The organism is Dysgonomonas sp. 37-18 (assembly GCF_001899125.1).
Classification (GTDB): Bacteria; Bacteroidota; Bacteroidia; order Bacteroidales; family Dysgonomonadaceae; genus Dysgonomonas.
The window spans coordinates 1-14,610 of sequence record NZ_MKVC01000048.1 but is presented as its reverse complement, the minus strand read 5'-3'; the positions used below and the strand labels follow the sequence as shown (position 1 = coordinate 14,610).

Annotated in this window: 14 protein-coding genes; 10 read left to right on the top strand and 4 right to left on the bottom strand. The window is 34.4% G+C overall.

Annotated features, from left to right (window positions below; genetic code table 11):
• The first annotated feature begins 16 nt into the window (after window positions 1-16).
• The 8 genes from BGO84_RS18290 to BGO84_RS18255 all read left to right on the top strand — a co-directional run bounded on the left by BGO84_RS18290 (window position 17) and on the right by BGO84_RS18255 (window position 10,972).
• Window positions 17-1,006, top strand: coding sequence for an NAD(P)-dependent oxidoreductase (locus BGO84_RS18290; protein WP_291031344.1), 990 nt, complete (start codon window positions 17-19; stop codon window positions 1,004-1,006).
• Window positions 1,007-1,040: 34 nt separating this feature from the next.
• A complete protein-coding gene (locus BGO84_RS18285) occupies window positions 1,041-2,075 on the top strand; it encodes an efflux RND transporter periplasmic adaptor subunit (protein WP_291031342.1) in 1,035 nt (344 codons plus the stop codon).
• Window positions 2,072-5,146 carry an efflux RND transporter permease subunit gene (locus tag BGO84_RS18280; RefSeq protein WP_291031340.1) on the top strand — a complete coding sequence of 1,025 codons (3,075 nt, stop codon included), beginning with the start codon at window positions 2,072-2,074 and terminating at the stop codon, window positions 5,144-5,146. The genes BGO84_RS18285 and BGO84_RS18280 overlap by 4 nt, the downstream gene beginning before the upstream one ends.
• Window positions 5,147-5,153: 7 nt before the next feature.
• On the top strand, window positions 5,154-6,422 hold the full coding sequence (locus tag BGO84_RS18275; protein WP_291031338.1) for a TolC family protein: 1,269 nt from the start codon (window positions 5,154-5,156) through the stop codon (window positions 6,420-6,422).
• A gap of 11 nt (window positions 6,423-6,433) precedes the next feature.
• Window positions 6,434-7,327: a radical SAM protein gene (locus tag BGO84_RS18270; RefSeq protein ID WP_291031336.1), complete on the top strand. Its 894-nt coding sequence runs from the start codon at window positions 6,434-6,436 to the stop codon at window positions 7,325-7,327.
• A gap of 10 nt (window positions 7,328-7,337) precedes the next feature.
• Entirely contained in the window at window positions 7,338-8,312 is a 975-nt protein-coding gene (locus BGO84_RS18265) for a beta-ketoacyl-ACP synthase III (RefSeq protein WP_291031334.1), read from the top strand.
• 739 nt (window positions 8,313-9,051) lie between these two features.
• Window positions 9,052-9,510: an RteC domain-containing protein gene (locus BGO84_RS18260; protein ID WP_291031332.1), complete on the top strand. Its 459-nt coding sequence runs from the start codon at window positions 9,052-9,054 to the stop codon at window positions 9,508-9,510.
• A gap of 466 nt (window positions 9,511-9,976) precedes the next feature.
• Window positions 9,977-10,972 (top strand): acyl-ACP desaturase, encoded by a 996-nt coding sequence (locus tag BGO84_RS18255; protein WP_291031330.1) that lies wholly within the window; start codon window positions 9,977-9,979, stop codon window positions 10,970-10,972.
• A 103-nt stretch (window positions 10,973-11,075) separates the two neighbouring features.
• Here BGO84_RS18255 and BGO84_RS18250 read toward each other — a convergent pair whose 3' ends face one another.
• Genes BGO84_RS18250 through BGO84_RS18235 form a run of 4 tightly spaced genes read right to left on the bottom strand, consistent with a single transcriptional unit; the run spans window position 11,076 to window position 12,394 of the window.
• On the bottom strand, window positions 11,076-11,300 hold the full coding sequence (locus tag BGO84_RS18250; protein ID WP_291031328.1) for an MBL fold metallo-hydrolase: 225 nt from the start codon (window positions 11,298-11,300) through the stop codon (window positions 11,076-11,078).
• A 3-nt stretch (window positions 11,301-11,303) separates the two neighbouring features.
• Entirely contained in the window at window positions 11,304-11,672 is a 369-nt protein-coding gene (locus tag BGO84_RS18245; RefSeq protein ID WP_291031327.1) for a NifB/NifX family molybdenum-iron cluster-binding protein, read from the bottom strand.
• 5 nt (window positions 11,673-11,677) lie between these two features.
• Window positions 11,678-11,992 (bottom strand): NifB/NifX family molybdenum-iron cluster-binding protein, encoded by a 315-nt coding sequence (locus tag BGO84_RS18240; protein WP_291031325.1) that lies wholly within the window; start codon window positions 11,990-11,992, stop codon window positions 11,678-11,680.
• Window positions 11,993-12,394, bottom strand: coding sequence for a DUF134 domain-containing protein (locus tag BGO84_RS18235; protein WP_291031323.1), 402 nt, complete (start codon window positions 12,392-12,394; stop codon window positions 11,993-11,995). It lies immediately after the preceding gene.
• A 192-nt stretch (window positions 12,395-12,586) separates the two neighbouring features.
• Between BGO84_RS18235 and BGO84_RS18230 the strand changes: the two genes are divergently transcribed.
• Both BGO84_RS18230 and BGO84_RS18225 read left to right on the top strand, forming a co-directional pair.
• Entirely contained in the window at window positions 12,587-13,897 is a 1,311-nt protein-coding gene (locus tag BGO84_RS18230; RefSeq protein WP_291031321.1) for a TolC family protein, read from the top strand.
• Window positions 13,898-13,920: 23 nt separating this feature from the next.
• A partial coding sequence (locus tag BGO84_RS18225; RefSeq protein WP_291031320.1) for an efflux RND transporter periplasmic adaptor subunit occupies window positions 13,921-14,610 on the top strand: 690 nt, incomplete at its 3' end.

Genomic DNA, 14,610 nt, shown 5'->3' with positions numbered 1-14,610 from the left:
CTCAAGATAAAAAACAATGAAAAATCTTAGAATTGGAATAACGGGGGGGACAGGATTTTTAGGAGGTAGGTTAATTGAAATGCTATTAAAAAACAATGATTCTGTCACGTGCCTTGTTCGTAAAAGTAGTAATATAAGCAAATTACCCGAAGCGGTAAAATTAGTATATGGTGAGTTATCAGATATTAATTCCCTCGTCGAGTTTGTGAAAGAGAGTGATGTGATTGTTCATCTGGCGGCGCAAGTTTCAAGAACAACAAAAAAGAATTATATTTTATCTAATGTTGTGGGCACCGAAAATCTCTGCAAAGCAATTTTGAATAATAATGGTAAATGTCGGTTAATAAACTGTTCTTCAATTGCAGCATACCGGATTAAAGGAGTTTGTAAAATGCAATTTACTGATTATGCCAAAAGTAAGTTAGCTGCCGACCGAATTGTTGATTCCTTTATGTCAAATATAAAAGCAACTACGATTGTACCCGGTATGATTTACGGAACGGGGAATAATGTATTTATTCCGACAATTATCGAAAATTTGAATAATAATAGTTTATTCTTTGTTACCGGTGGAGAAAAACATGCTCCATTGAGCTACATTGATGATTTATGCGACTTATTTATCCGGGCAATATACAATGAAAAGTCCGTAGGCAAAAAATATTTTGGTATTAAGGATAGCGAAAAAGGCATTCACGATTTTATAAACCTCATTGCACAAAAAACAAACAATAATCCACCAGAGAAGAAATACTCAAAACGAACATTGATGACTAAAGCTGTCATTCTCCAAATGCTGTATTCTTTTTTCAGAATTAAGAAGAGTCCCAGTCTGTCAATACGAATGGTAGATGTTCTGTCTATAAATTATAAACTATCGGAAGAACAGAAAACGAATAATTTAGGATGGGAAGCTAAGGTTGATATGGAAGAAGGAATAGAGAAAGTTTTGTCTGCTTACAAAACAGAAAGCAAATCCGAAGAATCGAAAATGATAACATTGTAAAGTTAAATTAGCAGTTTAATACATCGCTAAAAATATGAAAAATAGATATATTATATTAATTATCACCATGATATTCATACTACTTACAGCAGTGAATTGCAAAAAAGAAGTAAACAGAAACGATGAAAGTGTACCAGTTGATATTATATCAATAAAGCCTGTTCTCAATTCACCTATCTATAATTATTCTGGTATTATTGAAGAATCATATTCATCTATGATTAGCTTTCAAGTTACCGGAAATATACAACAAATTTATTGTGGTGAAAATCAGCATGTAAAAAAGGGTACACTCTTGGCAAACCTTGATAAAGTTGTTCATCAAAATAGCTACGATATGGCTCTTTCCACATATAAACAAGCGGAAGATGCATACAATCGGCTAAAAATATTATATGATGATAACAGCCTTCCCGAAATAAAATGGATCGAAACACAAACGGCTTTACAAAATGCAAAATCAATGGTGAATATAGCCAAAAATAATTTGGACAATTGCAATCTATACGCACCATTTAGCGGTGTAGTAGCTAAGAAAATAACAGAAGTCGGTGCCAATGTAATGCCCGGTGTGCCAGTTTTTAACTTGGTTAAATTGGAAAAAATAAAGATAAAAGTTGCGATTCCAGAAAAAGAAGTATCACAGATCAGTATCGGTCAAAAAGCTATAATAAAAATAATGGCTCTTGACGAAAATGCAGAATATACAGCTTTTATCACGGAAAAAAGTTCAATGGCGAATCCCTTATCACATACATACGACATTAAAATTGAATTAGATAATGAAACAGGGACGTTCATGCCGGGAATGATTTGCGATGTTACAATTATGTATGATAAAAATGAAGATGAGGAAATAATCATCCCCAACAATTCCATAATGATAGATAACGATAATAATAGATTTGTATGGAAAGTAGAGAATGATATTGCCTACAAACAATCTGTCATAATAGACAAATTATCAGATAAGGGAGTAATTATTAAAGAAGGACTATGTAATGGTGATCTAATTATCATAAATGGTAATCAAAAGGTTAGTGCAGGAATGAAAGTAAAAATAAGATGAAAAAAGGTAGCAATATAATTGATTTAGCCCTAAAATATTACAGAATTGTAATTTTGATTGTTATTGTATTCGTAGCGGTGGGTGTCTATGGGTTATATGTAGCCCCTAAACAGGATTTTCCGACCTTCACAATACGACAAGGATTGGTCGTTGCTGCCTATCCGGGATTAACTTCAAGCGAAATAGAAGAGCAGCTCACAAAGCCACTGGAAAATTTCATATTTGAATATAAGGAAATTAATAAGGAAAAAACATTTTCACAAAGCAAGGACGGGGTTTCAATTATTAATATTGAACTCAATGAAAATATAAAAGACAAAGATGCCTTTTGGTCCAAATTCAAGCACAATCTAGAAGACCTGAAAAGCAACTTGCCTGATGGAGTAGTTGCGTTGAAAGCCCTTGATGATTTTGGAGAAACATCTGCTATTCTGATTACCATTGAATCAGAAGATAAGACCTATCGTGAATTACAGGAATATTCAGATGCCTTGAAAGATAAATTACGCAAAGTAGATGGTGTTTCTGGGTTAAAAAACGTTGGATTGTTATCTGAACAAATCGTTATCAGAGTTGATCAAGATAAATTAAAAAATTATGGCATTAATAATGCTATGATTATTGCAAAATTACAGACACAAGGATATAAAACTTATAGTGGGGAAGTCAAAAATTCTCATTTAGTTGCTCCCATTCATATTGAAAGTGAACTAAATTGGGAAAAGGATGTAGCAGAACAGATTATTTATTCAGATCTGTCGGGAAATATTGTCCGGCTGAAAGATATTGCAGAAATAACAAGAGAATATCCGGACTCCGAACCTTACATTCAAAACAATGGGGTTAAATGCATCCTTCTTTCCATAGAAATGAGGAAAGGGGTCAATGTTGTAGAAAAAGGAAAACAAGTTAATGAAATACTTGATGATTTTCGACATGATATTCCTAAAGATGTAAAACTTTATTCAATAGCCGATTTATCCAAAGTAGTAGATAATTCGGTGAATTCATTTTTATTGGAAATGTTGATTGCTGTAATTGCAGTTGTAATTGTCGTAATAGCATTTATGCCTATGCGGGTAGCTTTAGTATCGGCTATAACAATCCCTATAACTATTTTCAGTGCATTAGCCATGTTTTATGCTTTTGGCATCGAACTGAATACTATTATTCTCTCGGCATTAATAGTGACATTAGGAATGGTGGTCGATGATTCCATCGTAATTATTGATAATTATGTTGAAAAGTTGGATGAAGGTGAGAAACCTATTATAGCCACCGCTCAAAGTCCTCGAAAGTATTTTAAATCAGTTCTGACGGCAACTTTAGTTATAAGTGTAACATTCTTTCCTTTTCTTTTAACAACCAAGGGTATGTTTAATGATTTTCTTATAACATATCCGTGGGCAATGACTATTATATTAGGCTTCTCTCTGCTAATAGCTCTTTTATTCACTCCATTTATGCAATACACTTTTATAAAAAAAGGGTTGCATCGGGAAAAGAAAAAAGGAAAAAATTTCTTAGATATTGTTCAGGTAGGCTATGATCTTCTTTTATCCAAATGCTTTAAATATAAGAACGCGACTTTATTGACCGGAGTGCTAATCATTGCTATTGGTGCGTTTTGGTTTTTCAATTTACCGCTGCGATTAATGCCATTTGTTGAAAGAGATCAATTTGCAGTAGAAATATTTCTACCCAATGGAAAATCAATATATCAAACAACAGAGATAGCAGACAGTTTGGATAATATTCTTAGAAAAGATGGTCGCGTTGTATCAGTTACCTCTTTTGTAGGTTTAAGCTCTCCGAGGTTCCATGATACTTATGTGCCACAATTCCCGTCGGATAATTTTGCGCAATTTATAGTTAATACTTCTGATAAAAAAGCAACAAAAGAGATTCTTGATGAATATAGCCGTAAATACTCTGATTATTTTCCTGAAGCGTATATAAAGTTTAAGCAGATGGATTTTTCGGAAGCCCGATATCCTGTCGAAATCAGAGTAAGCGGAGAAGATATTCTCACAATAAAACAAGCAAGCGAAACACTTATGGCAGAAATGAAAAAGATGCCGGAGTTATTACTTATAAGAACCAATTTTGAAGAAAATTTACCGGGAGTTTCAATTAGGCTAAATCAGAACGAAACGAATAAACTGGGCATCGACAAATCAATTATTGCAATGAGTACCGCCTTGGAATTGGGAGATGGATTTCCTATTACAAATATTTGGGAGAAAGATTATCCTGTAAAAGTAATACTAAAATCAGAAAGAAAACAGGAAGAATCATTTTCAAATATCGGTAATGTCAATATACCTACGATGGGTGGCATGTCAAACATTCCATTAAGACAAATTGCATCTATCTCTCCCGACTGGAATGATGGACAAATAGTAAGAAGAAACGGTGTCCGCACATTGTCAATATTAGCCGAAGTGGAAAGAGGGTATAATGAAATAAACATAACAAATAAAATAAAAAACAAAATAGATGAAATTGAATTACCCGAAGGAATAAAAGTAAGTTACGGTGGTATGAAAGAAGCTGACGGAGAAAGACTGCCCCAAATCGTAAATGGTTTATTAATTACGGTTTGTTTGATGCTATTTATTCTAATCTTCCATTTCAAGAAAATAGCCTTAGCCTTACTCACACTAGGTTCCACAATGTTATGCTTATTAGGGACAAGTATTGGTATGCAAATAATGGGTTCCGATATCAGTGTTACCTCTATATTGGGAGTCGTAAGTTTAATGGGTATTCTATTGCGAAATGGTATCATCATGCTCGATTATGCAGAAGTTCTCAGAAAAGAGCAAGGATTAACAGTCGAGAAATCTGCTATTCAGGCAGGAAGCCGTAGAATGCGCCCGATCTTTCTTACATCTACAGCCGCAGCCGTTGGGGTTATACCTATGGTTATCGGCGGTAGTCCATTGTGGACACCGCTAGGTTCGGTTATCTTTTTCGGGACATTAATAACTATGGTATTTATTTCAACAATACTACCCGTAGCATATTCTGTAATATTCAAATTCAAGGATAAAGAACTAAATAAATAGTATTGAGATGAAAATATTTTTTCTGATATATATTTTAGTGTTGGTCAGTACCCATGATTGCTTTTCTCAACAAAAGCTAACACTAGAAGAATGTAAGGAGTTGGCAAAACAAAACAATTATGAGATGAAAAAATCGGTATTGAGCATACAAGAGGCTCAACATGGGAAAAAGAATGCTTTTACAAAATATTTCCCTTCGGTTCAAGCAAACGGAATCGGATTAAAGTCTAATTCCGGTTTATTGGAAACAAGCATAATGGGTATGGATTTATCTCTTATTAGAGAGGGTTTTTATGGAGGAATCAGTGTGACACAACCTATTTTCGCAGGTGGGCAAATAATGAATGGCAATAAGCTAGCAGATAAACTAGTTGATATTCAGAAAAATCAATCGGAGATTGTTGCAGATGAAGTAGAACTGCTCACCGAACAATATTATTGGCAATATATACAACTTAAAGAAAAACTAAAAACTCTCGAAGTCATCGAAGAACTAGTCGGTCAAACCCTCAAAGAAGTAAGTGCTTCAGTAAAGGCAGGTTTAATAACCCACAACAATGAATTGCAAGTTCAATTAAAACTGGACGAAGTAAAAGCGAGTAAAATGGAACTCTACAATAATATAGATGCTGTTAAAATGTTATTATCTCAACATATAGGAATAATATCAGACAGCATAGAAATTACAGAGGTGGCATTTGAAAATGCAATTCATCCAAACGCTTTTTCTGTTAATTCCGATGCCGCTTTGCATGCTAATAAGACATATAATCTACTAGATAAAGGTATAGAAGTATCCAAATATCAAACCCAAATTGAAAAAGGGAAATTATTACCAACGGTAGCAGTCGGAGCCAACTATTTTTTTGAAAATATGGTAGACAGAAAACATACTGTTGGAATGGCTTTTGTTTCGGTTTCCATACCCATATCCGGTTGGTGGGGAGGAACCCATTCGGTCAGACAAAAAAAGATAAATGAAAAAATATCCGAATACAATAAAATTGATGCCGGAGAAAAAATAATAGTCCAGATGAAAAACTATTATAAAGAACTGGAAGTAGCCTATCAGCAAATACAAATAGCAGAGAGTTCTGTAAAAAACGCTTCAGAGAATCTAAGACTCAATAACAACTATTATAAATCAGGACTTATTACCCTGAATGATTTATTAGATGCTCAAACACTTTTGCAAAAGGCAAAAGACACATTGGTTGATAGGCATACCGGATATTTAATAAAGTTATCTCATTATAAAAAAATTACAGGTCAATAAAAAATAAAAATATGGATGTACATGATATGCACTTCACAGGAACCATATGGCGTCCTCCCTATGAAGCAAATTCCGCTCTGATTCAGGCAACAATAAGTTGCAGTCACCACAATTGTAAATTCTGTAGTTTATATCCGGATATAAAATTTAAGATGTCGCCCAAAGATGAGTTTGAACATGATTTAAAAATCATTCAACATTATCAACCCAAAGCCCGGCGACTATTCTTAGTCGGAGCAAATCCGTTTGTAATGAGTTATGACAGGCTTTTGGATATAGGAATTATGATACGTAAATATCTTCCTGAATGCAAAAGCATAGGTATGTTTGCACGGGTTACAGATATAACTAAAAAGAGTGTGGAAGAATTGAAAAACCTACGTCATTTAGGATTCAACGGAATTACAGTTGGAACCGAATCGGGAGATGATATAACATTATCATACATGAATAAAAAAACATCGGCAGCCCAAACAATTGAGAATCTGAAAAAATTTGAAGAAGCCGGAATAGAGTACTACGTATCTTATCTTACCGGATTGGCAGGGCATGGTAATGGAGAGAGAAATGCGTTGGCAACCTCGGATATGTTCAATAAGTTAAATCCTTATATAGTTTCGGTCGTTTCATTGACCGTGTTTCCTGATACTCCGTTACAAAATGACATTGAACAAGGATTCTTTAAAGAAGCTACCGAACATGAAAGGCTCAAGGAATTACGTACTTTCATTAAAAGTTTGAATATAAACACCAATTTTTTTGCAAATACAGTTTCTAACCCTCTACCAATGACAGGGTTCTTGCCGACGGACAAGGATAGGTTGATAAAAGAGCTTTCTACCATAATTGATAAAGTAGATGAGACGAAACTTAAAAATTATAGAAAAAATATTAGATCACTTTAATTATTTAACAATGAGAAGAGCAGCAATAAAAGGAATTGGAGCTTACTATCCTGATGATATTATTACAAATGAGTATTTGTCCGAATTGGTTGATACAAATGATGATTGGATTACAACCAGAGTAGGCATTAAAGAACGCAGAGTACTGAAAGAAAAAGGCACTTCGTATATGGGGGTGAAAGCCGTAAAAGAACTTCTGGTAAAAACAAATACAAACCCGGATGAAATCGAAGCATTAATATTTGCGACAACAACCCCTGATTATGTATTTCCATCAACAGCATCTATTACGGCCCGAGAATGTAATATAAAAAACGCTTTGGGATTTGATATACAGGCTGCTTGTGCCGGATTCATATATGCATTGGAATTAGGTTCTAATTTTATAAAAGCAGGAAAAAATAAAGTTATAGTTGTTGCCGGAGATAAAATGACAGCAATTACCAATTACGAAGATCGTACTACATGTCCGTTGTTCGGCGATGCTGTGGGAGCAGTATTATTGGAACCGACTCTTGATGATACGGGAATCATAGACTCTCTCTTACATGTGGATGGCGTCGGTACATCACATTTAAATATGAAAGGAGGCGGCTCTATTTATCCTGCATCCCATAATACAATTGAAAACAAAATGCACTATGTATATCAGGAAGGAAGAATTGTATTTAAACATGCTGTGTCTCGAATGGCAGATGTGTCAACTCAAATAATGAAGCGTAACAATCTTGTAAACGAAGATATCAATTGGCTGGTTCCTCATCAGGCTAATATCCGTATAATAGAAGCTGTCGGTAACAGAATGGGACTAAAACCGGAAAAAGTAATGGTAAATATTCATAAATATGGAAATACAAGTGCAGGTACAATACCCCTGTGTTTATATGAATGGGAATCGAAATTAAAGAAAGGAGATAATCTAATTTTGTCCGCATTCGGAGCAGGGTTTACATGGGGAAGCATCTATTTAAAATGGTCATATTGAAACCAATAAAATGACAATATTATTAATTATCATCAATATTCTATGTGCGTTCATGCACCTCTTATTCGAGATACATATAGAGGACAGTAGAGGGATATATAGCTTTGTATTAGTAGAAAATTTAATAGTGACCTTCTCCTTTCTATTAATGGCATATCTTGTATTTGATTCAAATAGATATATAAAAAACTTATATATCAACCTTATATTCTGGTTTACATTTGTAATAGGTGTCTTGCTTTTCAAGCCTACTGTAACAACTTTGCAAATACTTGAGGAATATTTATTCCAAATACCCCAATGGCTGATCCTTTTTGGCTTCGGCATCATTACTCTATTTTTTAATATTGTGGAAATAATAAAAAGAATTGGGAAATAAAGAGATAATTAAATGTATACGATGACACGTAATCTTCATATTTATGATGAATGGAAAGATAAAAATACTGATGTATAGTCAATTAAAAATTATTTACTATAACATTTAAATCAATTATTATGCAGAAGTTAATGCAAACGAGGTTATTTCGGTTATTATCGAAACCCTCACAAGAAGAACAATATATTTCACAATTAGAAGAATCATGTGACGAATTCGCTTTAAAGCTATTAACCAGGCTCCAATTTGCAACAACCCATATGGAATTATATTATAGCCTTGGATTTGTTCATTTAAAACTTACCGGATTTTGTGAATTATTATCCGGTGAGAAGGGAAAAAAATGCTTTAAAGATTGTAATGAAGGCAGTGTATTTGGTTGGGCTGAGTATGCAGGTACTTGAATGGCGAATTACTACACCAAACAAAAACCTTAAATGTTTTTCTGAAAATAAATTTTCCCATTCAAAGAAAGATTTGCTTTCTTATCATAATAATATGGGAAGTAATCTTCTAAATTCGGACTTAATTGAAAATCCTCCACTCTTATATCCTAAAACAAGAATAACTTGGACTGCAAACAAAATTGATCTGGTTGAACTTATCTATGCTTGGGGAAAAGCAGGTTGCTTTAATCATGGAAGTTTGAATATCAAAGAAATAGTTGCTTATATAGAAGTTGTTTTCAATATAGATTTAGGAGATTACTATGGAACATTTAAAGAAATGCGTAACCGAATAAACCGTACCACCTTTCTGGATAAATTGGTTAGAGTATTAAATGACCGTATGGATGAGGTTGATAGAAAAAATAAATAAGAAAAGTTTAAAGTTAAAGCTACGTTATAATCAATATGACATTTACTGGAACTCTCACCCTGAAAACTGGTAATATTCAAAATTAAAAGAGGCAGACATATCCACTTTCATACTATACATCAGTATTCATTTATATATAAATAAATTAGCTAACTATATTTATCAGTTCTAGCTTGAAGTACAAATAGTTTATAACCTTATTCAACAGAAGAATTTACTATAAATCTTTCATAAAGAAACGAGTAAAATAACATTCATGGGAATTTATTTCATCCGATTATATAATAGGCATTTAACTATTAATAACTTGTAGAAAAAGACAAAATAAAACAATTTACTATTAGTGCTTGAAAATAATTTTACCTTTACAATACACCAGCCTTTTACTGTAAAAGATATACTCCTCTCAGAAGTTTGAGAGAAAAAGGAAAGATCACTTGCAGAAGGCATTAATTAATATAGTACAATGTCAATTACAAATATCCGTTTAGAAGTCATGCACTTCTTAGAAAAGAATGTAGATAATTTTATTACTCAGTTTTTGGTTCCTGTTGAAAAAATATGGCAACCATCCGATTATCTTCCTAACTCAGAAAATGAAACTTTTTTTGAAGATGTAAAAGAATTACGCGAACTAGCGAAAGAGCTACCTTATGACTTCTGGGTCGTATTGGTAGGAGACACCATAACTGAGGAGGCTTTGCCCACTTATGAATCGTGGTTAATGGATGTAGAAGGTATAGACAATGTCGACGGTGAAAAGCGCAACGGTTGGTCAAAATGGATCAGGCACTGGACAGGGGAGGAAAACCGTCACGGCGATTTATTAAACAAATACCTTTATTTATCCGGTAGAGTGAATATGAGAGAGATTGAGCAGACCACACAACATCTCATAAATGATGGTTTTGATATTGGTACAGGAAGAGACCCGTACAAAAACTTTGTATACACCAGTTTTCAGGAATTGGCAACCTTCATTTCACATAATCGGGTAGCAGAAATGGCTAAAAAAATGAGTAATGAGAAATTGTCTAGAATGTGTAAACGTATTGCAAGTGACGAAATGAGGCATCACCATGCTTACAGCGAATTTGTAAAGCGCATATTTGAGGTAGACCCCAGTGAAATGATGCTAGCATTCCAATATATGATGAAACAAAAGATAGTTATGCCCGCTCACTTCCTCAGGGAATCAAAAGAAAAAATAAGCACTGCCTTCGAACAGTTTTCAAATGCTGCACAGCGCATTGGGGTATATACTGCTACTGATTATGTGGATATTATTCAAAAACTGATAGACAAATGGCAGATAGATAAGATTTCAGGATTAACAGACGAGGCAGAACGTGCCCGCGATTTTCTAATGAAGCTTCCTGGGCGTATGTCTAAAATATCAGAACGGTTGGTTATTCCAGTCGATTCTTATATTTTCAAATGGGTGCAACCTGCTGTGAAATAATATCATTCGATTTAGTAATCATATCTATATAATTATAAATTACAATTCTTGATGGATGCAATAAAAATGGATGCACTCGGTGCTGTATTTGATGATATAGCGGCTAAAGATATAACCCATGATCATTATGTCCATGAGAAATTACTAAATAATCAACATCCTCTATTTCAATACCTAATTGCAGAGCATTGATATAAAATTTGTCTGAAGCTCCTACGTCAAATAAGTATCTCTGATCATCGATTTCAAAATAAATGTTTACGCCGTGCTCATTATATAACTCAAGTTGAGGATGCGGATTATTATCGATTAGAACAGTTGCTTTCATTCATTAATGATGATCGCATTGATGACCTTCTTCATGATGATTGCACCCTTCTCCGGAGTCGGTCACTTTGCCGTTCAAGAAATCATTAACTAGCTCTGTAACATCCCCAGAACAACCGCGATATACTTTTATTCCATGTTTTGTCAGGGTATTCAACGCGCCTGTGCCCATATTTCCGGCAAGCATGATCGCTACATTTTTATTTTGCAGAACTGAGGCGATATCACTTTTACAACCACATCCTTGAAGGGAAGGTAACGTTTCAGTACTTTCTATATTTTTATTTTTTCCGATTGTAAATATAGAATAGGATTCACAATGTCCAAAATGATCATCAACAGCATTCACTCTTGTTGGTATTGCTATTTTCATAACTTTTAATTTTTTAATTGATTGATAATTTCACTTAATATTTTTGTTCTCTGTGGAATGATTATCTGAATATTTTTTTCTCTTAACAGAACCATTGTTATTGTACCAAAACGGCCTGATATAACAGTGTCTACATTTTGTTCAAGTAAGAAGTTTATGGTTTTCACTCCCGCATTCTGTTTTGCTGAGCCAGCTATATTTTCAACAAACTTCATATTCTCGGTATCCGTATCGTACAAGCAAAACCATTGACATCGTCCGAAGTTCTCAGAAACCGGCTGATCCAAATCATTCATATTTGTTGAAATCGCAATAATCATCTACTCGAATTTATTTAATGTTATTTCTTTATTGCAGCAAAGAGGACATTTCATTTCGCCACCATCTTTCAGTGTAAATATAATTTCGCATTTATCGCACGTATACCATTCAGCAATCAAGCTATCTCCTCCCTCATAAGTAATGGATAATCCTTCAATGAATGCTCGTGCAATTTTAGAACGGACACTCTCATAGATACGAGTAAATGTAGGGCGTGAGATATTCATTAATTCTGCCGCTTCAGCCTGAGTTAAATGTTCATAATCACATAGCTTGAGGGCCTCGTATTCTTCAATATTTATCATAACTCTGCCCTGCTTTTCATTGAGTATTCCGAAAGGTTTGAATCCTCCAAAACAAGGAGCCATTTGTACAAGTCTCTTTTTCTTTATTCGAGCCATAAATATTATTTGATTCCGATTTTAGAATAGTCAAAGATAATATAATTATGAACATATGTTCATAATTAAAGAGAGAATAATATTTTTATTATATTTTCCTATGGAAATTTGTTTCTTTGGAAAATTATATTTTCCTTTGTCTTATATTTCCGCTGGAAATAAAAAAATGAAATAAATAAGGATATAATAAAAATGAAAAGAGCAATAATTATTACATTAAGTGCGATTTGTTTTAGCCTATCAATTCAGGCGCAAAATTCACCATACATTTCCGTTGATAAAGCCGTAGAAATGGCAGTAAAAAACAACAGTAATGTCAAACTTTCCGATTTGGATGGGAAAATAGCGAATGCAAACTATCACCAGACCGATGCCGTATTCCTTCCCCAAATTACGGTAGGGTATACAGCTTTAAGTACAAATAATCCATTGAATGCTTTTGGCTTCCTCTTACAACAGGAATCAGTAACAGCAATGGATTTTGACCCGGTAAAGCTGAATCATCCCGGAGCAAGGCAAAACTATGGTACTCAGATAGAAGCTAAGCTGCCACTATTAAATATGGATATGATTTATGCTCGTAAAGGTGCAAAAGCTAACGAGGAAGCCTATAAATACAAATCAGAACGTACCAAAGAATATATCGAGTTTGAAGTACGAAAAGCGTATACTCAATTGCAAATGTCTTATCAGGCTCATTCTATTTTGCAAAAATCATTGCAAGATGTAAAACAAATACATCAATCTGTCACTAATTTTTATAATCAGGGTTTGATTCAGAAATCAGATGTGTTAAATGCTCAGGTACAAGTCAATACTATTGAGAGTGCTTTGGCAAAAGCTGAGAGTAATATCTATAATGCATCAGATGGACTTCGCCTATTGATGGGGTTTGAGGCTGATGGTGATGTCTTTACAACAGATTCATTGTCCCAGAAAATAGAGTTGCCTCAAGATAGGGACCTCTCGGCTCTGCGTTCCGATATCATGGCACTAAACAAAGCTGTGGATGCAACAAACATGATGGTGAAATCCTCTCAAATGGCATTCCTGCCACGAATTAATGCTTTTGGCTCATATGGTTTAAATGATTCTAAAGCGTTCAAATTTCGAAATGATTCGTACTTGGTCGGTATAAATCTAAGTTGGACAATATTTTCGGGAAATCAGAATCGGAGTAGGATGAAATCGGCTCAATTCCAACATTACAAGATGCAGGAAGAGCTGAACTTACATATCAAAAAAGAACAATTAGAGCTGGATAAAACCAAGCGAGATCTGAACGATTCCCAAATAGAAATCGATAAACAGAAAGCAAGCGTAGAACAAGCTGATGAAGCCTTACGTATCCTCTCCAACCGTCATCGGGAAGGTCTGGTAAGTACCACAGATTTACTGATGGCGCAAGCTCAACTTTCTCAACAGAAACTATTGTTGGCACAGGCCATCATGTCATATAATATAACTAAGGCATATCTCGATTTTTTATCAAAGGTTAAGTAACAAATCAAACATATCAATTAATAATGAAAACTTTAAGAAATACATTTTTAGGAATAGTGGGAATATCAACTCTTTACTCCTGCTCTTCTTCTGATAAGTTAGAGGATAAAGATAAGACTATAGTAAAAGTAGAAGCTTACTCTCCGGGGCAATCTACAAACGAAGGATTTTACCTTAGCGGTGAGGTTACAGCCAAGCAAACAGCTAATATCAGCACCCGAATGATGGGCTATATAAACAAGATATATGTAAAACCAGGCGACAAGGTAGCATCAGGACAACTCCTCGTATCTATTAGCAGCGATGATATTCTGGCAAAAAAGGGTCAGGTACAAGCTATGATTACAGAGGCTGAAGCAGCAGCAAAAAATGCCCAACGTGATTATGAGCGTTTCAAAACACTGCGTAACCAAAACAGTGTATCAGATAAGGAACTCGAAAATGTGGCTTTGCAGAATACTTCGATGAATGCGAAAGTACAAATGGCTCGCCAACAGATGAACGAAGTAAATGCGATGCTTTCCTACACCAATATACGTGCTCCATTTTCGGGAGTTGTAACACAAAAAATGGTGGACGAAGGGAGCATGGCAAATCCGGGAATGCCTATTTTGACGATTGAGCAGAATGGTGAATTGCAGGTTATAGCATCTATCCCCGAAAACTATATACAGGATGTAAAAGTAGGCGATGTAGCCAAGATGGAATTGAAA

Coding starts and splice junctions, on each gene's coding strand:
- BGO84_RS18270 (WP_291031336.1), top strand. CDS start 6,434: ATGGATGTACATGATATGCACTTCACAGGAACCATATGGCGTCCTCCC.
- BGO84_RS18280 (WP_291031340.1), top strand. CDS start 2,072: ATGAAAAAAGGTAGCAATATAATTGATTTAGCCCTAAAATATTACAGA.
- BGO84_RS18240 (WP_291031325.1), bottom strand. CDS start 11,992: ATGATTATTGCGATTTCAACAAATATGAATGATTTGGATCAGCCGGTT.
- BGO84_RS18285 (WP_291031342.1), top strand. CDS start 1,041: ATGAAAAATAGATATATTATATTAATTATCACCATGATATTCATACTA.
- BGO84_RS18230 (WP_291031321.1), top strand. CDS start 12,587: ATGAAAAGAGCAATAATTATTACATTAAGTGCGATTTGTTTTAGCCTA.
- BGO84_RS18290 (WP_291031344.1), top strand. CDS start 17: ATGAAAAATCTTAGAATTGGAATAACGGGGGGGACAGGATTTTTAGGA.
- BGO84_RS18260 (WP_291031332.1), top strand. CDS start 9,052: ATGAAGGCAGTGTATTTGGTTGGGCTGAGTATGCAGGTACTTGAATGG.
- BGO84_RS18235 (WP_291031323.1), bottom strand. CDS start 12,394: ATGGCTCGAATAAAGAAAAAGAGACTTGTACAAATGGCTCCTTGTTTT.
- BGO84_RS18265 (WP_291031334.1), top strand. CDS start 7,338: ATGAGAAGAGCAGCAATAAAAGGAATTGGAGCTTACTATCCTGATGAT.
- BGO84_RS18250 (WP_291031328.1), bottom strand. CDS start 11,300: ATGAAAGCAACTGTTCTAATCGATAATAATCCGCATCCTCAACTTGAG.
- BGO84_RS18245 (WP_291031327.1), bottom strand. CDS start 11,672: ATGAAAATAGCAATACCAACAAGAGTGAATGCTGTTGATGATCATTTT.
- BGO84_RS18255 (WP_291031330.1), top strand. CDS start 9,977: ATGTCAATTACAAATATCCGTTTAGAAGTCATGCACTTCTTAGAAAAG.
- BGO84_RS18275 (WP_291031338.1), top strand. CDS start 5,154: ATGAAAATATTTTTTCTGATATATATTTTAGTGTTGGTCAGTACCCAT.